General features: G+C 42.5%; 19 protein-coding genes. 10 read left to right on the top strand and 9 right to left on the bottom strand.

Features of this window, described 5'->3' with window-relative positions:
- Window positions 1-4: 4 nt before the first annotated feature.
- Window positions 5-688 (bottom strand): bifunctional protein-disulfide isomerase/oxidoreductase DsbC, encoded by a 684-nt coding sequence (dsbC, locus tag DK428_RS08410; RefSeq protein ID WP_109063622.1) that lies wholly within the window; start codon window positions 686-688, stop codon window positions 5-7.
- 198 nt (window positions 689-886) lie between these two features.
- Here dsbC and DK428_RS08405 point away from each other — a divergent pair, with 198 nt between their 5' ends.
- From DK428_RS08405 to lysS, 3 genes are all read left to right on the top strand, one after another.
- A complete protein-coding gene (locus tag DK428_RS08405) occupies window positions 887-1,357 on the top strand; it encodes a preprotein translocase (RefSeq protein WP_109063621.1) in 471 nt (156 codons plus the stop codon).
- A gap of 139 nt (window positions 1,358-1,496) precedes the next feature.
- Window positions 1,497-2,595, top strand: a protein-coding gene (gene prfB, locus DK428_RS08400; RefSeq protein WP_109063620.1) for a peptide chain release factor 2 whose coding sequence is annotated in 2 segments (ribosomal slippage) — window positions 1,497-1,571 and window positions 1,573-2,595 — 1,098 coding nt in all. Because the reading frame shifts where the segments join, the coding sequence is not laid out codon by codon here.
- Between the two features lie 55 nt (window positions 2,596-2,650).
- Window positions 2,651-4,159: a lysine--tRNA ligase gene (gene lysS, locus DK428_RS08395; protein WP_109063619.1), complete on the top strand. Its 1,509-nt coding sequence runs from the start codon at window positions 2,651-2,653 to the stop codon at window positions 4,157-4,159.
- 282 nt (window positions 4,160-4,441) lie between these two features.
- Here lysS and DK428_RS08390 read toward each other — a convergent pair whose 3' ends face one another.
- Both DK428_RS08390 and hscB read right to left on the bottom strand, forming a co-directional pair.
- The gene (locus tag DK428_RS08390) at window positions 4,442-4,732 is read right to left on the bottom strand and encodes a chaperone modulator CbpM (protein WP_005700939.1); all 291 of its coding nucleotides are present in this window, start codon (window positions 4,730-4,732) and stop codon (window positions 4,442-4,444) included.
- A gap of 22 nt (window positions 4,733-4,754) precedes the next feature.
- Window positions 4,755-5,714, bottom strand: a complete 960-nt coding sequence (hscB, locus tag DK428_RS08385; RefSeq protein WP_050332811.1) for a Fe-S protein assembly co-chaperone HscB — start codon at window positions 5,712-5,714, stop codon at window positions 4,755-4,757.
- Between the two features lie 279 nt (window positions 5,715-5,993).
- Here hscB and der point away from each other — a divergent pair, with 279 nt between their 5' ends.
- Complete coding sequence (der, locus tag DK428_RS08380) at window positions 5,994-7,523, top strand: ribosome biogenesis GTPase Der (RefSeq protein WP_109063618.1); 1,530 nt, start codon at window positions 5,994-5,996, stop codon at window positions 7,521-7,523.
- Between the two features lie 40 nt (window positions 7,524-7,563).
- On the opposite strand, the gene DK428_RS08375 is transcribed toward der, so the two are convergent.
- Genes DK428_RS08375 through udk form a run of 5 tightly spaced genes read right to left on the bottom strand, consistent with a single transcriptional unit; the run spans window position 7,564 to window position 13,046 of the window.
- Window positions 7,564-9,387: a DUF4153 domain-containing protein gene (locus tag DK428_RS08375; RefSeq protein ID WP_109063617.1), complete on the bottom strand. Its 1,824-nt coding sequence runs from the start codon at window positions 9,385-9,387 to the stop codon at window positions 7,564-7,566.
- An 18-nt stretch (window positions 9,388-9,405) separates the two neighbouring features.
- Window positions 9,406-10,596: a sugar transporter gene (locus DK428_RS08370; protein ID WP_109063616.1), complete on the bottom strand. Its 1,191-nt coding sequence runs from the start codon at window positions 10,594-10,596 to the stop codon at window positions 9,406-9,408.
- A gap of 2 nt (window positions 10,597-10,598) precedes the next feature.
- Window positions 10,599-11,801, bottom strand: coding sequence for an AsmA family protein (locus DK428_RS08365; RefSeq protein WP_109063615.1), 1,203 nt, complete (start codon window positions 11,799-11,801; stop codon window positions 10,599-10,601).
- On the bottom strand, window positions 11,802-12,386 hold the full coding sequence (dcd, locus tag DK428_RS08360) for a dCTP deaminase (protein WP_109063614.1): 585 nt from the start codon (window positions 12,384-12,386) through the stop codon (window positions 11,802-11,804). It lies immediately after the preceding gene.
- Window positions 12,387-12,395: 9 nt separating this feature from the next.
- Window positions 12,396-13,046: a uridine kinase gene (gene udk / locus DK428_RS08355; RefSeq protein ID WP_109063613.1), complete on the bottom strand. Its 651-nt coding sequence runs from the start codon at window positions 13,044-13,046 to the stop codon at window positions 12,396-12,398.
- A 270-nt stretch (window positions 13,047-13,316) separates the two neighbouring features.
- Here udk and DK428_RS08350 point away from each other — a divergent pair, with 270 nt between their 5' ends.
- From DK428_RS08350 to DK428_RS08330, 5 genes are all read left to right on the top strand, one after another.
- Complete coding sequence (locus tag DK428_RS08350; RefSeq protein ID WP_109063612.1) at window positions 13,317-14,357, top strand: ABC transporter substrate-binding protein; 1,041 nt, start codon at window positions 13,317-13,319, stop codon at window positions 14,355-14,357.
- Window positions 14,358-14,511: 154 nt separating this feature from the next.
- Window positions 14,512-15,546, top strand: coding sequence for an ABC transporter substrate-binding protein (locus DK428_RS08345; RefSeq protein WP_109063611.1), 1,035 nt, complete (start codon window positions 14,512-14,514; stop codon window positions 15,544-15,546).
- Window positions 15,547-15,611: 65 nt separating this feature from the next.
- Entirely contained in the window at window positions 15,612-17,669 is a 2,058-nt protein-coding gene (locus DK428_RS08340) for an ABC transporter permease (RefSeq protein ID WP_162616574.1), read from the top strand.
- Between the two features lie 16 nt (window positions 17,670-17,685).
- Window positions 17,686-18,732 carry a ferric ABC transporter ATP-binding protein gene (gene fbpC / locus DK428_RS08335; RefSeq protein ID WP_109063610.1) on the top strand — a complete coding sequence of 349 codons (1,047 nt, stop codon included), beginning with the start codon at window positions 17,686-17,688 and terminating at the stop codon, window positions 18,730-18,732.
- Between the two features lie 219 nt (window positions 18,733-18,951).
- A complete protein-coding gene (locus DK428_RS08330; RefSeq protein ID WP_109063609.1) occupies window positions 18,952-21,159 on the top strand; it encodes a hypothetical protein in 2,208 nt (735 codons plus the stop codon).
- Window positions 21,160-21,404: 245 nt separating this feature from the next.
- Here DK428_RS08330 and suhB read toward each other — a convergent pair whose 3' ends face one another.
- The gene (gene suhB, locus DK428_RS08325; RefSeq protein ID WP_109063608.1) at window positions 21,405-22,205 is read right to left on the bottom strand and encodes an inositol-1-monophosphatase; all 801 of its coding nucleotides are present in this window, start codon (window positions 22,203-22,205) and stop codon (window positions 21,405-21,407) included.
- Window positions 22,206-22,356: 151 nt separating this feature from the next.
- Between suhB and trmJ the strand changes: the two genes are divergently transcribed.
- A complete protein-coding gene (trmJ, locus tag DK428_RS08320; protein ID WP_109063607.1) occupies window positions 22,357-23,091 on the top strand; it encodes a tRNA (cytosine(32)/uridine(32)-2'-O)-methyltransferase TrmJ in 735 nt (244 codons plus the stop codon).
- Window positions 23,092-23,105 lie beyond the last annotated feature (14 nt).

Genomic DNA, 23,105 nt, shown 5'->3' with positions numbered 1-23,105 from the left:
TGAATTAACCTTCTAATTCAGCCAACAAGTCTGCCGGTTTTAAATAACCGCCGATCGTTTCACCTTCGCTGGTGATAATGGTTGGTGTACCGCCAACGCCAAATTGAACGCCAAGCATATAGTGTTTTTTCACGATATTCGGGGTTTTTAATTCTTTCGGAAGATTACCTTTTTCCGCTTCATTTAATGCAAATACCGGATCTTTCGCTGCAAAAATCGCTTCCATTTGACCTGCCGTTTGACCACTGGCGCCGGAGCGTGGAAACGCTAAGTAACGAATGGTAATACCTAAATCGTTATATTCTTTGATTTGTTGGTGTAATAAATGGCAGTAATGGCAAGTAATGTCCATAAATACAGTGACAACATGTTTTTCATTTTTTGCCGGATAAACAATCATTTCGCCTTTTAATGCGTTCAATTTATCCGTCAACACTTTGTTGGACACGTTGCTAATGCCTTTATCGGTTAACTTGTAGATTTTGCCTTGGAGTAAATATTCGCCGTCTTCACTGGCATAGAAAATACCTTGATCACTCACTACGGTTTTCAACCCTTTAATCGGCGAAGTTTGAATATCAATATCTTTTGCACCTAATTTTTCCAACTTACTTTTCAACGCAGCATCGCTTGCGGTTGCCCCCACAGAAATTGCCAAAAGAGAAAGTGCGGTAATAATTTTTTTCATTTCTATTGTTCCTAAATTGTGAAAATGAGTGCGAATTATAAAAGTAATTGGTGCGTTATGCAAAATCGATAACATCATACTAAATCTAATAAAAATACTTGACTATTGCACTCAGTTTTTTTTTATTCTAAAAAACGTACAGGCTTTCTTGTACAACAACTTTACATTTTAAATTTACTCAATAAAGAGGTAATCCTAATGAAAAAACTTTTCAAAGTCGCTGCAGTATCTGCACTCACATTAGTTTCCGTTAGCGCATTCGCTGCGTCTCAACAAGCTGAAGAAGTGAAAAAATTTAAAGCTTGGCAAGAAACAGCCGGCCAAAAACTTGAAACTAGTTTTGATGCAATTGCTACCGCCTCTGCAAGTAGCAATGCGGCTGCAACTGAAACTGCTGTTGCAGAATTTGATAAAAAAGCAGCAGAACATGTAGCTGAATTAGAAGCATTAGGCATTAAAAGTGAAGAAGTTTCACCACTTGTTGCTATGTATAAAGAATATGTGAATGCTGAAAAAGAAGTAGCTCAACTAATTTTATCTCAAGTCAAAGCACCATCTACTGACAATGCCGGTAAAGTTCCTGAAGCTGTCGCAAAAGCAAACGCAAAAGAGGATGCCATTGACAAATTAGCAGATCAATTAGAAGAAAAATTCCCTGCTGACGAATAATTCATTTCTAATAAAGTAAATTTAAAACCTTATTCATTCCTTATGAATAAGGTTTTTTATTATGTCATCACCTACCAAATCCCCGCAAAATCCCTTATAATCCCGCACTTAATTTAGTCTTTAAACACATTTAATTATCATGTTTGAAATTAATCCTATCAAAAATAAAATCACCGATTTAACCGACCGCACTTCGGTGCTTCGGGGGTATCTTTGACTTCGACGCCAAAACGGATCGTTTAGAAGAAGTCAATGCCGAATTGGAACAGCCTGATGTATGGAACGACGCAGACAAAGCACAGGCACTCGGCAAAGAACGTGTTTCTTTAGAACAGGTAGTTAACACCATTAAAAATTTAGAGCAAGGCTTGGAAGATGTAGACGGTTTGTTGGAACTGGCCGTCGAAGCGGAAGACGAAGCCACCTTCAACGAAGCCGTTGCCGAATTAAACGAACTGGAACAACAACTCGCCAAACTGGAATTCCGCCGTATGTTCAGCGGAGAACACGATGCCTGCGATTGTTATGTAGATTTGCAAGCAGGCTCCGGCGGTACCGAAGCGCAAGACTGGACAGAAATGTTACTTCGTATGTATTTGCGTTGGGCGGAAAGCAAAGGATTCAAAACCGAATTAATGGAAGTCTCCGATGGAGATGTGGCCGGTGTTAAATCTGCTACCATTCGTGTTAGCGGCGAATACGCATTCGGTTGGCTACGCACGGAAACCGGCATTCACCGTTTGGTGCGCAAAAGCCCATTCGACTCCAATAACCGTCGCCATACCTCATTCAGCGCCGCTTTCGTCTATCCTGAAATTGACGACGATATTGATATCGAAATCAATCCTGCCGATTTGCGTATTGACGTGTATCGTGCCTCCGGTGCGGGCGGTCAGCACGTGAACAAAACCGAAAGTGCGGTGCGAATCACCCACATGCCAAGCGGTATCGTGGTGCAATGTCAGAACGACCGCTCCCAACACAAGAACAAAGATCAGGCAATGAAACAACTTAAAGCGAAGTTGTACGAATTGGAATTGCAAAAGAAAAATGCCGACAAACAAGCCATGGAAGATAATAAATCCGACATCGGCTGGGGTAGCCAAATTCGTTCTTATGTGTTGGATGATTCCCGTATTAAAGATTTGCGCACCGGCGTAGAAAATCGGAATACGCAAGCAGTGTTAGACGGCGACTTGGATCGGTTTATTGAAGCCAGTCTCAAAGCCGGATTGTAAAAGTGCGGTCGTTTTTAAAAACGTTTTTTAAAATTGAAAATTAAAGGTAAATAAAATGTCAGAACAAGAAGTAAAAGAGTTAGATGTCAACGGTGAAATGTTAGTACGCCGTGAAAAACTCGCGGCCTTGCGCGCCAAAGGCAATGCCTTCCCGAACCGATTCCGCCGTGATTCGTTAGCTAAAGCATTACATGATCAATATGAAGCAGAAGACGGTGAAGCATTAAAAGAAAAACATATTGAAGTTGCTGTCGCCGGCCGTATCATGACCCGCCGCGCCATGGGTAAAGCCACCTTCATCACATTACAAGACATGAGCGGACGCATTCAGCTTTATGTAGCGCGCGATAACTTGCCTGAAGGCGTTTACAAAGATGATGTCGGCGCGTGGGATTTAGGCGATATCGTGGGCGTAAAAGGCACATTATTTAAAACCAAAACCAACGAACTCACCGTCAAAGCAACTGAAGTGCAATTGCTTACAAAAGCGTTGCGTCCGTTGCCGGATAAATTCCACGGATTAACCGACCAAGAAGTGCGTTATCGTCAACGTTATTTAGATTTAATTGCTAACGAGGACTCCCGCCGCACTTTTATGATTCGCTCCCAAGTGGTTGCCGGTATCCGTGAATATTTCATTTCCAAAGGCTTCATGGAAGTCGAAACCCCGATGTTACAAGTGATCCCGGGCGGCGCGGCGGCGCGTCCGTTTGTGACGCACCACAACGCATTAGACGTGGATATGTACTTGCGTATCGCCCCTGAGCTTTATTTAAAACGCTTAGTGGTCGGCGGCTTTGAACGCGTATTTGAACTTAACCGCAACTTCCGTAATGAAGGCGTATCCGTTCGTCACAATCCGGAATTTACCATGCTTGAATACTACCAAGCCTATGCCGATTACCACGATTTAATGGATAACACCGAAGAACTGTTGCGTAAACTTGCCATCGATATTTTAGGCACAACCATTGTGAAATACGGCGAATACGAATTTGACTTCGGTAAGCCGTTCGAGCGTATCACGTTACACGATGCCACCATTAAATATGGTGCGGAAAAAGGCATCGTGAAAGAAGATTTATATGACTTAGAGCGCGCCAAAGCTGCGGCAAAACGTTTAGGTATTGAAGTACAAAAATCTTGGGGCTTGGGTAGCATTGTCAATGCGATTTTTGAAGAAGTGGCGGAACATCATTTAATTCAACCGACTTTCTTAATGGCTCACCCGGCGGAAATTTCACCGTTGGCACGTCGTAACGATGAAAACCCGGAAGTGACAGATCGCTTTGAACTCTTCATCGGTGGCCGTGAAATCGGCAACGGTTTCTCCGAATTAAACGATGCCGAAGATCAAAATGAACGTTTTGACGCCCAAGTGGCCGCCAAAGAAGCCGGTGATGACGAAGCGATGTTTAAAGACGAAGATTTCGTTGTGGCCCTTGAACACGGTCTTCCACCAACTGCCGGTGAAGGCTTGGGTATCGACCGCTTAGCCATGCTTTATGCCAATGCCCCATCCATCCGTGATGTGATTTTGTTCCCGGCGATGCGTCAGAAATAATCCGAATAAAATCTAAAAGGAAGTCAATCGACTTCCTTTTTTTCCCTCTATCGAACGATCACTGACAAGTAGGCGCTTAAAAAATAATACATTAGGCTCTTAATCCATTGCTCGAATCTCACTGCCGAAGAGACTCTCCAGAAAAACGTCCCAAAAAAGCACCGCACTTTTTTCAAGTGCGGTCACAAAATCCATTGAATTTCGAACGCTGGCTTTACTAACGGCCCCAAGGGGCGAACAAGTCACCTCTGTGATTTGTAAGTAATTTTTTCCAATGTTTTTTTAACGCTCATCCAGTAATGAAATCGGGCGAGTTTGTTTACGAAGTTCTTCTACTTCGTCTAACAGACGCATGATGAGGCTTAAAGCGGGGATGCTGGCATCAAAGTCATGGCTTAAGCGGTGAGCGCGGCGCACACGAGCCATTTGGAAACCGCTGAAAACCGCCTGCTCGGGACGCCCATCCACAGAAATCACGCCTTCTTCTATCAATTCCAGTAGCCACTGGCGATCAGCAGAACACACTTTCAACATTTCATTAAAGCTCAATTTAATATCAATATCTTGATTCATCATTTCAATTCCTTATTCTGTCTTATACCTGTTTGGCAGTAAAGTGTGCCGCTAATTGCTCCCATGCAACACGGTCGGCATCATTCTCGATGGTCGGCACTACAATACGAATATTTAAATATAAGTCGCCTGCCTCTTTGGCCGGAATGCCTTTACCTTTCAAGCGGATGCTTTTACCGTTTTGACTGTTTGCCGGTAAGTTAATTTGTAGGCGTCCGCCAAGGGTAGTAACCTGAATCTTACCACCTAATGCTGCCTGCCACGGAAACACGTCAATAGTTTGACAAACGTCTTTTTTATTTTTTACATAAAGATCAGGGCGTTCATGGAAACGAATTTTCAAATACAAATCGCCGTTTTCGCCGCCGTTAATACCGGGTAAACCTTGGCGCGCCAAACGGATTTGCTGTCCTTCGGTAATACCTTTTGGAATTTTCACATTTAAGGTTTTATTTTGTTGGATAATTCTTCCATAGTCGTCAATGGTTGGCACATTTAAACTCAAAGAACGCTCCGTGCCGTCATAAGCGGCGGCAATGTCAATACTGAGTTCTGCGTACTGATCTTCACCTTTCATTGGCCCTGTTTGGCGAGTACGGGATTGTTGCTGTCCCCCGCGCCCGAAGGCAGAGAACAGATCTTCAAAATGAAAATCTTCTTGTCCGAACGGCTCGCCGTCACCAGAATGGAACTCATAGTGGCGGAAACCGTTGGCATTGCCGTAAGCACCTTCAAATGGGTTACCCTGAGCTTGCGCCCGACCAAACGGGTTTGCCAACATTTCGTCATATTCTGCCCGTTTTTGCGGATCTTTTAAGGTTTCATAGGCTTCGTTCACCTCCGCGGTTTTCTGCACTGCATCAGGATCTTTACTCACATCAGGGTGATATTTACGCACCAATTTTCGATACGCTTTTTTAATGCTGTCGAGGTCGGCGTTTTTTTCAACTCCCAACACCTCATAATAGGTTTGTTTTGCCATAGTTATCCTTTTAAATGTTAATGTTTGTCATTCGGTTTATCGTTGTTGTCGTTCCTCACTCACAAGCAACAACAAATGGACTCATCATAATTTGAGTAAATTTTGTTCTGTTTAATATAATAACAATATGAATTTTTTAAAGTAGTTTTTTCATCATTTAATTACCTCAAGCAACGCCTTGTCATTTCTCATTGCGGGTAAAATCCGCTATAATGCGAGCCATTTTTCCGGTGCCGATTTCGACGTTTCCATGGCACATTTCATTTATAAGAGGTTTTTATGACAACTCCTGTTGTTGCGTTGGTTGGCCGTCCGAATGTGGGCAAATCCACCTTATTCAATCGTCTGACCCGCACCCGTGACGCGTTAGTCGCCGACTTCCCCGGCCTAACCCGTGACCGAAAATACGGCCATGCCCACCTCGCAGGTTATGACTTTATTGTTATTGACACCGGCGGTATCGATGGCACGGAAGAAGGCGTAGAAGCAAAAATGGCGGAGCAATCATTACTTGCCATTGAAGAAGCGGACATTGTGTTATTTTTAGTAGATGCCCGCGCCGGCTTAACGTCAGCGGATATTGGTATCGCCAACTATTTACGCCAACGTCAAAATAAAACCACCGTGGTAGTCGCCAATAAAGTGGACGGCATTGACGCTGACTCCCACTGTGCCGAGTTTTATCAATTAGGCTTAGGTGAAATCGCCCAAATTGCCGCTTCTCAAGGACGCGGTATCGCCAACCTGATGGAACAAGTATTAAGTCCGTTAGCGGAAAAAATGGCGGAAAAAGAGGAAGAAAGTGCGGTAGAAAATGATGATGTTTCTGAAATGGCTCAACACGATGAATGGGATGAGGATTTCGATTTTTCAAATGAAGAAGACACTGCGCTTTTAGATGAAGAATTGGCGCAGGAACAAACACCGGACAGTCAAAATATCAAAATCGCCATTGTAGGTCGTCCGAACGTGGGCAAATCCACACTGACCAATCGCATTTTAGGCGAAGATCGCGTGGTGGTTTACGATATGCCGGGCACCACCCGAGACAGTATTTACATTCCAATGGAACGGGACGGCCAACAATACACCTTAATCGACACTGCCGGTGTGCGTAAACGCGGTAAGGTGCATTTGGCGGTGGAAAAATTCTCTGTCATCAAAACGCTACAAGCCATTCAAGACGCTAATGTGGTATTGCTCACCATTGATGCACGGGAAAATATTTCCGACCAAGATTTATCACTGCTTGGCTTTATCTTAAATGCCGGCCGTTCCTTGGTTATCGTGGTGAATAAATGGGACGGTTTGAATCAAGAGGTGAAAGATCGCGTGAAATCGGAGCTTGATCGCCGTTTGGATTTTATTGACTTTGCCCGTGTGCATTTTATTTCAGCCTTGCATGGCAGCGGTGTAGGCAATTTATTTGAATCTGTCAAAGAAGCCTATGAATGCGCCACGCAGAAAATGACCACATCCATGCTTACCCGCATTCTGCAAATTGCAGTGGATGAGCATCAACCGCCGATGATTGGCGGTCGTCGGGTGAAATTGAAATATGCACACCCGGGCGGTTACAACCCGCCGATTATCGTGATTCACGGCAACCAAGTGGATAAACTGTCGGACTCCTACAAGCGTTATTTATCCAACCATTTCCGTCGTAGCTTAAAAATTATCGGCTCGCCGATTCGTCTGCAATTCCAAGAAGGCAACAATCCGTTTGCCGGCAGACGCAATAAACTCACACCGAACCAATTACGTAAACGTAAACGTTTGATGAAGTTTATTAAGAAAGCAAAACGATAAACAAAAAGTGCGGTGAAAAATCACTGCACTTTTTTATCTTCTATTTATAGAATACGCCGGTAATGGATAGCCGTCGTGCAGCATAACCTTTGTAGTCACCTCTTTCGTCATATTCAATAGTTAAATAATCAAAAAAGACCACTACGTCACCTAGCACCACATAAGGTTTGGCGTCTTTTGTTAAGATGACCAATTCATTTTTAGTGTATTTTTTGTGAATATCCAAATTGTGTCGGGCAAACAAATCACGCAAATAGGCATCAAGATTCCATGTAACGTATTCTCCACCCTCTTTTGGTTGTATTTTTAACAAAAAATCCGGCGAGTTATTGTTGCGCAAGAAATCTACGCATTTGACATAAGCACCATTTAATTTGCCGCGCGAATCTAAAACTGCCTCCAATCCAATCTGACAATTCTCTTCTTTTGAATTAAGCTCACTAATGGTAAATCGACGATCTGCTACTTCGCCATTAAGCCACAGGAAACGGTTGTAATTCTGAATATCCATAAACTGCTCTTGTTTATTTTCAATCTCAAAATAAGACACTAATTCCTCTTGATAACCATTTGATTCAGGCAACCATTCATAAAGCGATTTTTCTTTCGGTATACCATAATGCTGTTTAAATTCCTCAACCCATTGTTCATCTGCCCCTAATAACACAGCATAGGTTCTATTGCTAAATTCGTCAGACAATTTAGCATCATTTCCTCGAGTCGCTGTCCATTGTTTAATGTGCTCTTCAGTTAATTTGCCATTGCTATCTAATAATTGTTGAGTTTTTACAAAATTATCAAAACGAGCCAATTGATCTTGGTAAGCGATTTGGTTTGCGTCAATCACAAAAACATTACTTAATAATGCTAGCAACAGCACGCCGGCAAGAAGACGATATTGCCTGATTTTCGGCACGAGCAAAATGAAGTTCCATAATGCAAGAACCATAGCCCCCATGAGTAAATACACACGATCTTGAGTAAAACCGTAATGGTGAATACGAATAGACGCGGCATACCATAACATCACCAACGGCAATAAATTGAGCCACGGCAACAGATGATAAAACTTCTGCCATTTTTCGTTATCCAATAGGATTTGCAAGGTATAAAGCACAATGCCAATCATCAAATAAGGAAATGCCACATTGGCGATCATGCCTTCCGGCATTTTACCTTGGATCAAAATCGACACTGCATAAGCGTAAATAATCAGAGTATAAATCACCAACGCAGGGGATAAAATCCAGTTTAGCAGAATCTTGCTTAATTCATTAAAACGCCCGCTAAAGAGATTTTCTCGTTGCGACAAACTTAAATATGCCAGTGGGAAAATCCACCACCACGTCACTAACCAAATCCGAGAATACATCGACAAGGCATACATATCCACATGGAATAATGCTTGAATGGCTGCTGCCAATCCGTTGCCTATTCCACCGATGATCAGCGCAAACAATGTGGCAATCACAGCATTGAGCATATTATTGAGCAAGATGCTCATAAAAGTGCGGTTGTTTTTTGCCACGTTTTTACACAAGAAAATTACTAATACGGCAAGGTTTAAAATACCGAAACGCGCACTTTGTGTGAAATCGTTAAGATCAACCAATGTCGCCAACACTCCAAACGCGATAGGAATAAAAATACTCAAACGATAATATTTATTTCCATGGGTCAAATTAACCAACATAAACGCCATTGGCGCCCATAGCAAAAAGTCGGCATAACGCTCCATCATCGCATTGGGTTCAGGGGCAAAAATCGGGATTGCACCACAAATTGCCACCAATAAAAGCTCAACCGGGTGTCGAATCAAAGCCTGCTTCGCAAGTTGAACAAATTGCAAGAGCCATTTTTTCATAAAATTTCCTTCTTTTTATTAGAGATTATTTCCGCTAGTGGCTTTTCCATAGCGAAAATGAATATAAATAAACAGCAGTAGCCCCATCGCTGCAAAGGCCGCCCCGGAAAAACCGATATTGGCTAAACCAAAATGTTGCATCACTTGATTACCAAACAACGCGCCTCCTCCTATACCAATATTGTATAGCCCCGAATAAATGGCCATGGCTACATCCGTCGCATCCGGTGCCAGTTGTAGCACTCGCACCTGCAAACTCAATCCAATGCCCGAAATACCAACACCCCATACGAATGCCAGTAAATACATGGAAAATTCGCTATGACTGAATGGTAATAACAAAATCAAAGAAAATACTAAAACAGCCATAGACGCCAACAAGAATTTGGCCGGCGCAAAACGGTGAAAGCGGTTAAAGAGAAGGCTTGCGGTTACCCCTGACAACCCAAAAATCAATAAAATTGCAGTGGCTACGCCATCAGTCATTCCTCCGACACGAATGATGAAAGGCTCAATATAACTATAAGCGGTAAAATGCGCCGAAATGATAAGTATGGTTAATACATAGAGTCCCACCAATAATGGGCGCTTAAATAAGGAAGGCACGCTACTTAGCGAACCGGCGTTGCGACTGACCAAGTGCGGTAGGAATCGATAAAGTAATAAGAGGATACAAAACGCAAGAAAGGCAATAATGCCAAAGGATTCCCGCCAACCTAAAAACTGCCCGATAATCCGTCCGAGCGGCAAACCTAACACCATCGCTAACGCACTGCCCATCGCCAATAGCCCGATGGCCTGCGCTTTTTTGTCTTTCGGTGCCACACGTACCGCCAAGGATGTGGTAATCGACCAGAAAATTGCGTGAGTAAACGCAATACCAATACGGGAAAGCAACAACACCCAAAAATCCCACGCCAATACCGACAAAATATGGCTGGCAACAAAAATAATGAATAATTTAATTAACAGGCTACGCCGTTCCAATTTTGCCGTCATCAACATAAATGGCAACGACATAAGGGAGACAATCCAAGCATAAATGGTAATCATCAGCCCGGTTTGCGCCACGGGGATTTGAAAACTGTGAGCAATGTCTGAAAGTAAAGCCACCGGTAAAAACTCGGTGGTGTTAAATACAAAAGCGGCAAAAGCCAACAAAACGACGCGGAAAAATTTTAGGCGTCGAACAATTCTTAAAGCAACCATCGTTATTGTTTTAATTTACGTTTAATAAGATCTTTAATTTTACTGCGCAAGTTTTTGTCAAATTGCACTTCATATTGCGGTGAATAGCAGCTATCAAAAAAGCGAATTGGCAAAGTGAACTCCGCATATTTTTCATCAGTCGGATGCAGATTTAAATCAACGTTACATTGCATTGATTGCAAATCTACAACACCAGTTCCCTCTCCTGAAAGAGCGGTAGTTTTTAACGACATTTTTTCAATATCCAGTTGATGCCCATTGAGTCGGAAAAGGCCGGTGGCTTGATCATACCTTGTATTCAAACCGACTTTCTCTTTAAGTTCCGCTTCATTCCAATTGATCGGCAAATACTGCCCTACTAAATCCAACAGATTCAAACCTAATAATTCGCCGTTTTTGGCATCAAAAAAGAATTCACCATTAATAATTTGAGAATGGGCAAACTGCACGGCAATCTCTACATCGGCGGAACCGGTAATGGTTTTCGGGAAAGTCAGCCACGTCAACAAACGTTCAATAGGATAATTTTTAGCGGAAAAAGCGACCGCACTTTGTTCCGGCTCGCTTACATAATCCAAGTGCGCAGTACAAGGCAAATTCGGTAGGCAACCGGAATCAATATCTGCAGTGAGATGTTTGGTGTATTGGGATAAATCCAACTCCGTTTTAACAAAGCCCACCTTCTCTTCATTTAAAACAACATGATCAAAATAGGCTGCAAGTTTTCTCTCATTACTGCACTCAATTCCGCCTTTGATAAAGCGAAAATTAAAAATTCTATTGTTGCCGTATAACGGTTTTGCCAACTCCACAAAAATTTGACTATCACCGTTCAACGCAATGTTGTCGGTAGTAATGTTATCCAGGGAAAAATCAGAGAAACGCATTTGAATATTTGCCGAGTTTTGCGCGTTTTCAGAGAGCTTGACGTTTTGAATGTCAATTTCTTGCAATTTGACATCACCGAAAAATAGTGCCGATAAGGGAAATTTACCTATCAGTTTTTCAATACTGATTCGGTTATGCTGAACATTATCAAAGGAAATATAAGGTTGTGGGAAAACGCCCAGATTAAACTCTTGAAAGGTGGTTTCATGTTGTGCCAGTTTGGTGGCGACCATGGTTTCCAACTTATGAATTTGGACATAAAAAAATGCAAAGATCGCAAATATCACGACCAAAGTAATCATTGCGATCTTTTTCATTTATTTGTCCTCGTCAATGCGGCTGGCTACGGCATTTTGTTGGTTTTTGTATTTGGCATCTTTACGGCTGTTATATGGTCGCGCCGCCGGCCCGCTTAATACTTCAAAGCTCAATGCGCCGATAATCATATTTGGGCGCAACGCCAACGGCAGTTTGCCGGAATTGTAAAATTCCAACACAATTTTTCCTTCCCAACCCGGGTCAATGCGATGTGCGGTCACGTGCACCATTAAGCCCAAACGCGCCAAAGAAGAACGTCCGTCCAACCAACCGATAATATTGGCCGGCAGTTTCACCGATTCCAAAGTGGTGGCAAGAGCAAGCACACCGGGGTGCAAAAAGAAGGCTTCATCGTCGCCGATAATAATTTCATCGCTCATCACCAATTCCAACTGCGCCGACACTTCTTCTTTCGGACCGCTTAAATCAATGTAAGGTGCGGAATGTTCACGAAAGACGCGGAAAGAATTCCCCAAGCGTACGTCAATGGTGGCGCCGTTAATCTTGTCATTTGACGGGCGCGGGTTAAGAGAAATCAAACCTTCGTCTAAATAACGTTCAATGTCAGTATCACACAATCTCATGATCCGTTCCTATTTTTTACTTAATAGCTGCATAATTTGGGCTTTTAACATATTGATGGCAATACGATTTTTACCACCACGCGGAATCACAATATCGGCGTGTTGTTTGGAAGGCTCGATAAATTGCAGGAACATCGGGCGCACGGTGGCGCGGTACTGATCAATTACCGATTGAAGGGAACGTCCGCGCTCTTCCATATCACGCTGTAAACGACGAATAAAGCAAATATCCAACGGCGTATCCACAAACACGGAAATATCGGCCAATTGGCGTACGCGCTCATCGGTTAATAATAAAATGCCTTCTAAAATAACAATGCTTTTTGGGGTGAAATAGGTGACATCGTGAGTGCGGGTGTGATCCACATAGCTATAAACGGGAATTTCCACAGAATTGCCGGCTTTTAACGCTTTTAAGTGTTGAATCAATAAATCTCGGTCCATGGAATTGGGATGGTCATAATTGGTTTTGACCCGTTCGGACATTTCTAAATGACTTTGATCTTTGTAATAACTATCTTCCGCAATGATGCCGATTTCTTCACAGCCCAATTCATTACATAGCTCTTTGTGTACCGTAGAAGCAATAGAACTTTTACCTGAAGCCGAAGCGCCTGCAATGGCGATAATAATACAAGATGAAGTTTGATTCTCTGACATGCCGTTTCCCTTTCTCTTATAGACGTGAATAAATTGGCGGAATTATAAAGAAAAACGCGGCATATTTATAGAAATAACACTGAGAATCGATGAAATTTCTACGGATAATTCACCACGTAAGACAACTAGGCCATAAAATTATTATTTTTGTGAGAATTCTCACATTAATTTCTAAAAATTTTGGGTAAGATGCCCCCAACCTAAAACCACGAGCTAGTCACGCTCAATATAATATTTCTATAAATCATGGACAATAAAGAGGTTATCTGTATGAAATTAAAATCACTTTCTCTTGCAATTTCCACTGCACTTTTAGCCGGCGGATTAATGGCGAGCCAAGCGGCTGTTGCCAAAGGTCGCTTAGTCGTTTATTGCAGCGCCACCAATATTTTATGTGAAACTACTACCAAAGCCTTTGGTGAAAAATATGATGTAAAAACCTCATTTATTCGTAACGGCTCAGGCAGTACCTTTGCCAAAGTAGAAGCAGAAAAAAATAACCCGCAAGCAGACGTATGGTTTGGCGGTACATTCGATCCACAAGCGCAAGCGGCTGAATTAGGCTTAATCGAACCTTACAAATCTAAACACATTGATGAAATCGTAGAACGTTTCCGTGATCCGGCAAAAACCAAAGGCAACTATGTATCTGCCATTTACATGGGGATTTTAGGTTTCGGCGTGAACACAGAACGTCTGGAAAAATTAGGCATCAAAGAAGTGCCGAAATGCTGGAAAGACTTAACGGATCCACGTTTGAAAGGCGAAGTGCAAATTGCTGACCCACAAAGTGCCGGTACAGCCTATACTGCGCTTGCCACGTTCGTACAACTTTGGGGTGAAGACAAAGCCTTTGATTTCTTAAAAGCTTTACATCCAAACGTTTCCCAATACACCAAATCCGGTGTTACCCCATCCCGTAACGCCGCTCGCGGCGAAGCGGTTGTTGGTATTGGTTTCTTACACGATTACGCACTTGAAAAACGCAATGGCGCACCATTGGAACTCGTGGTGCCATGTGAAGGCACCGGCTATGAATTAGGTGGCGTGAGCATCTTAAAAGGTGCACGCAATATCGACAACGCGAAATTATTCGTGGATTGGGCGCTATCTAAAGAAGGTCAAGAATTGGCATGGAAACAAGGCGAATCCTTACAAATCTTAACCAATACGACCGCAGAGCAATCTCCAACAGCATTTGATCCGAACAAATTGAACCTCATCAATTACGACTTTGAAAAATACGGTGCTGCCGAACAACGCAAAGCCTTAATTGAAAAATGGGTTCAAGACGTTAAATTAGCGAAATAACACGCTAAAGTGCGGTCGAAAATTCATGCATTTTTCTCACCGCACTTTTCTTATATTGATGGCTCGTGTCTTACGGCGCGAGCCTATCACCATCATTAGGACGCACATCAACAAAAGTGCGTTACCTCGAAATCAAAAACACAGGAGTGTTGAAATGAAACTCTCAAAAATTGCGTTAGCTCTTTCAGGCGTTGTACTCGGTGGGATGTTATTAAGTGGCAATGCGGCGGCAAAAGGTCGCTTAGTCATTTATTGCAGCGCACAAAATACTATGTGCGAGCAAGAAGCCATGGCATTCGAGAAAAAATATGATGTAAAAACCAGTTTTATTCGTGGCGGCACAGGCACTATCTTAGCCAAAATCGATGCGGAAAAAGATAATCCTCAAGGTGACATTTGGTATGGCGGTACAATGGATCCGCATTCCCAAGCGGGTGAAATGGGCTTGTTAGAACCGTATAAATCACCAAATCTGCCACAAATTGTTGAACAATTCCGTGATCCGGCCAAAACGAAAGGCAACTATTCCTCTGCTATCTATCTTGGTGTATTAGGTTTTGGTGTGAACCCTGAACGTTTACAAAAACTCAATTTGCCAATACCAAAATGCTGGAAAGATTTAGCCGATCCTATGTATCGCAATGAAATTCAAGCGGCGGATCCGCAAAGCTCAGGAACCGGCTATACACAATTAGCGACCTATATCCAGCTTTGGGGCGAAGAAGAGGCCTTCAAATACTTGAAAGCGTTAAACAAAAACGTCTCGCAATATACCAAATCCGGTAACACCGCAACCCGTAATACCGCCCGTGGCGAAACGGCAATCGGCATCGGCTTTTTACACGAATATTCGTTAGAAAAAGCCAAAGGTGCTCCGGTTGAATTAGTAGTGCCTTGCGAAGGTACCGGCTATGAAATTGGTGGTGTCAGCGTGATCAAAGGTGCACGCAATCTTGAAAATGCCAAACTTTTCGTGGATTGGGCCTTATCGAAAGAAGCGCAAGAATTAACATGGCAAAAAGGCGAAGCCTATTCCATTTTAACCAATACCACGGCGCAACAATCGCCTTATGCGTTGGATTTTAAATCCGTTAATTTGATTAATTACGATTTTGACAAATACGGGGCAACCGACTTGCGCAAACGTTTAATCACTAAATGGGTTGATGATGTTAAATTAGCCAAATAAACCGTTGTTAGATAAAGAAGCAATGCCTATTGCATTGCTTCACTTCTCTACTTATGCGAGGTTGTATGAACGCAAATAAACTTCCAATAACACATTCTGCCAATTTTTGGATAATCTTATCCATTATTGCATTCCTTGTTCTCCCTTCCCATGCCTTAGATTACGGCTTGTTCGATAGCACTGCTGATGAATTCTACGATGCCATGGGTTGGTCGTCTTTTAACATTACCGTCTTTTGGTTCTTGCCGGTGATTTTGTACGGTTTGTTGCCGTCTCTGAAATTACCCGCCAACACCCAAGCTAAAGCGGAGCTTTACTTACTGGCAATTGCCACACTATTCACCTTTATCAGTGCTAGCGTGTTGAAAATCAGCATGGGCTATTCGGTCATCGTTTTACTCATCGGTTTCACCGCACTTGCCACACTATCGCTTGCCAAGCTGAAAATCATGCAGGGTGATAAATTTATCATCGCTTCCCTACTGTGCATTATTTTACTGATTTTCTTCTTTATCGTTTACCCGACATTGGCAATTTTCGTCTCCATGTTCTACGACGGAGAAACCTTTGCGCCACAACAGGTGATGCGTATTTTGACGCAAAGCTATATTGTACGCGTCATCAGCAACTCACTGTTCTTGTCAGGTTTCGTCGGTCTCGTTTCCACCGTGTTTGGTTTGGCATTTGCCCTTTATACTACGCGAATTGCACGTCGTACTGCGTTTATCGGAAAAATTTTCTCTATTTTACCGATCGTCACGCCGCCTTTCGTTGTCGGTTTAGGGGTAACCTTAATGCTCGGTCGTTCCGGTTATGTCACCGAATTTTTATCCACCTATTTCGGTTTCACCAACCATAACTGGTTATATGGTTTTAACGGAATTGCTATTGCGCAAATTTTGGCGTTCGCACCGATTTCCTTCATGATTTTAGACGGTGCATTAAAATCCGTGCATCCGTCCATTGAAGAAGCGTCTTATACGTTGCGTGCTAACCGTTACCAAACCTTCTATAACATTATCTTCCCGTTACTACGTCCGGCCTTGGCGAACTCGTTCCTCATCGTGTTCATCCAATCGCTCGCAGACTTTAGTAACCCGTTGGTATTAGGGGGGAGCTTCGACGTTATTGCAACGCAAATTTACTTCTACATTGCCGGTTCACAATTAGATTACGCATCCGCCAGTACCCTTGGCTCAATGTTGTTAATCTTCTCCTTGGCGATTTTTATCATTCAATATTTATGGATTGGTAACCGCTCTTATGTGACCGTATCCGGTAAATCTTATCGCGGCGATGTACAAGAACTCCCTGCCGGCTTGAAATACACGATTATTTTCATGCTCGGCTCTTGGGTTATCTTCAACCTTGCTTTATACGGCAGTATTTTCTACGGAAGCTTCACCGTCAACTGGGGTGTGGACTATACCTTAACCTTGAAAAACTACGCTATGTTGTTTGGCCAAGGATTAAGTGACGGCGCGTGGCCTTCCTTAATTAATACCTTAATTTACGCCGGTATCGCGGCACCACTTACCGCCATTTTTGGTTTATTAATTGCCTATATCGTGGTGCGTAAAGACTTCCAAGGGAAAAAATCCCTCGAATTCTTAACCATGCTTTGTTTTGCCGTACCGGGCACCGTAGCGGGGGTCTCTTACATTCTTGCCTTTAACAATGCGCCAATGTACATCACCGGTACTAGCATTATCGTAGTGATCTCCATGGTGATGCGTGACTTGCCAATTGGTATGCGTGCTGCGATTGCAGGCTTGGGACAATTAGATAAATCCCTAGACGAAGCCTCCCTTTCTCTGAAAGGTAGCTCATGGAAAACCCTGTGGTATATCGTGTTGCCATTATTAAAACCGGCCTTGCTCTCTGCGCTTGTCACCAGTTTCGTGCGTGCCATGACGACAGTGAGTGCAATCATCTTCTTGGTGACTGCGGATACCCGCGTGGCAACCGCATACATCCTAAACCGTGTCGAAGACGGTGAGTATGGGATTGCCATTGCATACGGCTCCATCTTAATCGTGGTGATGATGGCGATTATTTTATTCTTCGACTGGATTGTCGGCGACACCCGCATTTCCCGTTCCAAAGCGAAAAAAATGAATTAAGTTGTAGGTAAAAAATATGAATAATGATTTCTTAGTATTAAAAAATGTCACGAAAGCCTTTGGCAAATCTGTGGTAATTGATGATTTGGATTTAACCATTAAACGCGGCACCATGGTGACGTTGCTTGGGCCATCCGGTTGCGGTAAAACGACTATTTTGCGTTTGGTTGCAGGTCTTGAGAATCCGACCTCCGGACAAATTTTTATTGACGGTGAAGACGTGACGAAATCGTCCATTCAAAACCGTGATATTTGTATCGTGTTCCAATCTTATGCGCTATTCCCGCACATGAGCATCGGCGATAACGTGGGCTACGGTTTACGGATGCAAAACGTGAGCAAGGAAGAACGTAAACAACGCGTCAAAGAAGCCTTGGAATTGGTGGATTTGGCGGGATTTGAAGATCGTTATGTGGACCAAATCTCCGGCGGTCAACAACAACGTGTGGCATTGGCGCGTGCGCTTATCCTCAAACCGAAAGTATTACTGTTCGATGAGCCGTTGAGTAACCTGGATGCCAACTTACGTCGCGCTATGCGGGAAAAAATCCGTGAGTTGCAACAAAGCCTCGGCATCACTTCGCTGTATGTTACCCACGACCAAACGGAAGCCTTTGCGGTATCTGATGAAGTTATCGTGATGAACAAAGGCAAAATTATGCAAAAGGCGCCGGCGAAAGATCTGTATCAACACCCGAATTCACTGTTCCTTGCCAACTTTATGGGCGAATCCAGCATTCTCCCGGCTACCTTACAGGGGAATACGGTCAATATCGGCGGTTATAAATTGCAATTAACAAACGCCGCCCAGTTCAATTTAGCGGATGGTGATTGCTTGGCGGGGATTCGCCCTGAAGCAGTTTATTTTCAAGAAAATGGCACTGAAGCACAACGTTGTACAATAAAAAATGCAGTTTATATGGGCAACCACTGGGAAGTTGTAGCGCAATGGCACGGCAAGGATTTGTTGGTCAACAGCCGCCCGGAACATTTTAACCCGGCATTGCAGGAAGCCTATGTACAACTTTCAGAGCAAGGTGTTTTCTTGCTGAAAAATGAATAAAATTAAAAAATAATGGAAATTTTAACCGCACTTTGTATTCAAAAGATTAAAGTGCGGTTATTATTTGCTGTATTTTTTAACGTTGAATCACAAAAACTGCAGAGACAGATGTCTTTTGGTTCTTCCGCACACAATGGAAAAATAAAGCGGTTTGTCTCTATAGGTAAAATTGTACGACGAATATACGAGATCTCCCCTTAATCAAAACTTGAGGACAACATGAGTAAAAAAAGAAAAATCACCTTAACACTCGCCGCTATTATCGTTGCCATTGGCGGAGGCGCACAGTTTTATACCAACCAGCAAGTGGATCACGTTTTACAAAAATTCCCTTATTCTCTGGATAACCAACTCAGCCTCAAAGTTACTGAAACCTCCAAAAACTTTTTCAGTCGTGATTTAATTTTTAGTCTTGAAAACCACGATGGTAAACACACCGATGTGATTTCAACCAAACTCACTCCTCTGCCCTTTTTTATTAAGGCGGAATCCAAACTTTCCGATCAATTGGTACGCCAATTAAATAAAGATCTCAATATCACCATTGATAAAAATACCATCAACAGCAAATTCTCCCCGGTGGGTGATTATTTGCAATCGGATGTTTTAACCGAATTTCGTGATTTCACTAATAAATCACAAAATCTTTCTCTAACACTGGATTTCAATCCGAAAAATAAAGACGTCAATATCAAAACCAATTTAAGTGGCTTCAATTACGATAAAAACAGTAAATTAGAACAAATTAACGGACAGCTCACACTCATTCAGGTTGATACCAATCAATATGATATATACAACATTGAGCTAAACGCTAAAAGCGCCGAATTGGGTTTAATGAACGGTGAAAATAGTAAATTTCAACTTAAAAATGCAAAATATCAGCTTGATGTGAAGAAAAATGCAGAAGTGCAGCAACGCGATTTAATGACCAAATTCAACAGCGATGTTCTTCGCGTTGCCAATAAAGAACGCACCACGGAAGAAAGCCAAACCATCATTAATGGTTTATCGCTCAATATTAAACAACAAGATGTGCCAAGTGCGGTCAATTTTGCTGATGAATTTAAAAAGCTCACCGGTGAAAACCAAAATATAAAAAATGCTGTCAATTTTTTAGTGGCGGTGTTGACCCAAAATCAAGCATTTACCGGTTCCCTTTCCGTGAAATCCGTTGAAGCGCCGAAAAATCAAAAGCCTTATTTCAATTTGAATGATACGACACTTAGCCTAGAATTAGATAATCGTGCGCTTTCCCAAGCAGCTATAAACCTGCAACTGAGTGTTGGCGGTGTGAAACAGACGCCGGAAGAAAAAAGCAAACAATGGGAGGCAAAAGGGGCAAAAGTATCTTATCAATTAAGTGGCATTAATTTAGAAAATGAATTAGCCATTATCCCGTTTTATTTAGACGCTTTTGCCGCCAAAAATCCACCGAAAGAGGACAATAAGGAATTCTTAAAACTCAAAGACAAATGGGCAAAAGAGTCCGGCGGAAACGGCAGTTCTGAAATCACGTTGCAGTCTTTCAATTATGGCGATATTACCCTAGAAGCCTTGGCTATCAAAGGTGAAGGGAAGGCAGAAGATGGACAATATACCGGCAATTCAACTTTTGCTTTCAAAAAACTGAGCTTGCCTGAAGCCCAGATGCAACTTGAAGACTTCAAAATTGAAGCCCCGCTTGTTGTAAAAGATTATGCAAAATTGGCGGAGTCCCAGTTCTGTTCAGGCATGTACGGTATTTTATGTAGCACCCATCTCACAGAGGAAACATTTCATAAGATCTTAGAAAATCAGTGGAAAGATCTCAATTTAACCACAGATAACACAAGCCTGACCTTTAATTTAAATACTTATCCCGCAACCAAGGGTTACCCATTTAAGCTAAATGTAAACGGCGCCATTACGCCACAAAAAGACAGCCTCACTCAGCTAGATGTTTTCACTAAAAACACAAAAGGCACGATCAATGTTGCCTTTAACAAGACATTGATTGATGACACCAATGAGGAAAGTCTAAAAATCAAAAATGAATCGCCATTTTGGCAATATTTCCGCATCAATGTTAAACCGGAAGGTAAGCTCAACCTCATTTTTGCGGAAGACAATGATAACTACACCATCAAATTGGAAAAAAATGATCAAGGCACCTTCATTAACGGCAAAACCGAAGAGCAAATCAGTCAAGAGTATCTACAACAAATCGAACAAGAATCGGCCGATGATGTTCCAGAAGAACAAGTCAGCGATGCGGTAGAAGCTGTATTACCAGAAGTCAATGGCGAACAACCGGAAATGAAACAAGAAACAGTACCGGAAAACAAATCCGATAAGGTAAAGAAAGAAGCAGACCCCGAAACTAAATCTGATGAGATAAAGAAAGAAACAGTACCGGAAATTAAGCCTGATGAGGCAAAAAAATAAACAAAACAGTCAATTAGTTACGGTGTGCAAGCCAATCATCTTTTGGGTACAACACTAACTTAGTGTTTTTCTGTTCTTCCATTTGGACTTGGCGCAGGGAATATCCTCGCTACTACATTGATCATAGATATGTTTTGTGCTGAGTTGGGAAAAACTTACTAATGTAAGTTTGCCACGTTCATGTTAAAAAACAAAAAGAAAAACGACCGCACTTTTGCCAATCAAAGTGCGGTCGTTTTTTACGATTATTTTAAATCATCAACTAAACAAGGTTGAATTTTGTTTAATATTTCTTTTAACACGCGCGGGGCACCGGCAACAATATGCCCGGCTTTTAAGTAACTATGACCGGCGTTGTAGTCGGTAACGATTCCACCTGCCTCGCGGACAATTAAATCACCGGCAGCCACATCCCATGCTTTAATGCCATATTCAAAATAGCCATCCACTCGGCCTGCCGCTACGTAGCAAAGATCTAACGCGGCGGAACCTGCGCGACGGAAATCGGCCACATCTTGAATGAGGCTTTCCATCATACGAAATTGCATTGGCATGTATTTGGTTTGTTTGAATGGGAAACCGGTAGCAAGCACAGCGCCGGTTAAATCACGTTTGTTTTTAACGCGTAAACGAATTTCATTTAATTTTGCGCCTTCACCACGTACGGCAGTGAATAATTCGTTACGGATAGGATCATAAACCACACCCACTTCGGTGCGGCCTTTGACGCGAATTGCAATAGAAACGGAGAAATGAGGCAAACCTTTTACAAAGTTTGTGGTGCCATCCAGCGGATCAATCACCCATTGAACATCGTTATCACTACCTTCTAACGCACCGCTTTCTTCGGTGATGATAGTGTGATCGGGATAGGATTTTTTGATCACTTCGATAATCGCCGCTTCGGACGCTTTATCGACGTTAGTCACATAATCGTTTTTACCTTTTTCCATCGTGATGATGTCGTCACGACGTTCATAATTTTTTGCAATAACATTGCCTGCTTTTCGTGCTGCACGAATAGCGATATTTAACATTGGGTTCATAGATTCCACCGGATTTTAAAGAACAAATTAGAGTCAAAATTATAAAAGATTTAGAAGGAAATAGCTATCAGAAAAATTTTTAGAATTGTTGACTAAAAACAAAGGGTATTATGTTAGAATACGCACCGTTTTAAATTACATAATAAAAATAATGTTAAAAAATATTCGAATTGTTTTAATTGAGACCTCGCACAGCGGCAATATCGGTTCTGCAGCGCGGGCCATGAAAACAATGGGATTAACGGATTTAGTGTTAGTAGCGCCCAAACAAGGCGTAGATGATCAGGCTATCGCCCTCGCCGCCGGTGCGGAAGATGTGGTGAAAAGTGCGGTCGTTGTAGAAAACTTTTTGCAGGCAGTGGCCGATTGCTCTTTGGTTATCGGCACTAGCGCAAGATTACGTCATTTGCAGAATTCGCTCATTGAACCGCGTGAATGCGGCACAAAAACAGTCACGCATGCAATGAATGGAAAAGTGGCTATCGTATTTGGGCGTGAGCGTGTTGGTTTAACCAATGAAGAATTGCTCAAATGCCACTATCACGTCACTATTCCTGCTAATCCCGATTATGCTTCACTAAATTTAGCCATGGCGGTACAACTCATCAGCTATGAAATACGCATGGCCTATTTAGCCGCTACAGCGGAAGTAACATCGACACCCGCCAATGTCGATATTTACCCGTCAATGCAGGAGCTCGAATACTTTTACCATCACACGGAGCAACTTTATCAATCCCTTGGTTTTATTCAAAATCAAGGTGTTATGCAAAAACTCCGTCGTTTATATGGCCGCGCCGAGTTGGAAAAAACGGAACTGAATATCCTGCTTGGAATGTTAAGCGCGGTAGAAAAAAACAAAAATCTTCACAATGATAATAGTTGACTAAACAAGTCAAC

The organism is Aggregatibacter kilianii (assembly GCF_003130255.1).
GTDB lineage: Bacteria > Pseudomonadota > Gammaproteobacteria > Enterobacterales > Pasteurellaceae > Aggregatibacter > Aggregatibacter kilianii.
Note: the sequence above shows the minus strand (reverse complement) of the source record. Positions and strands in the feature narration are given on the sequence as shown.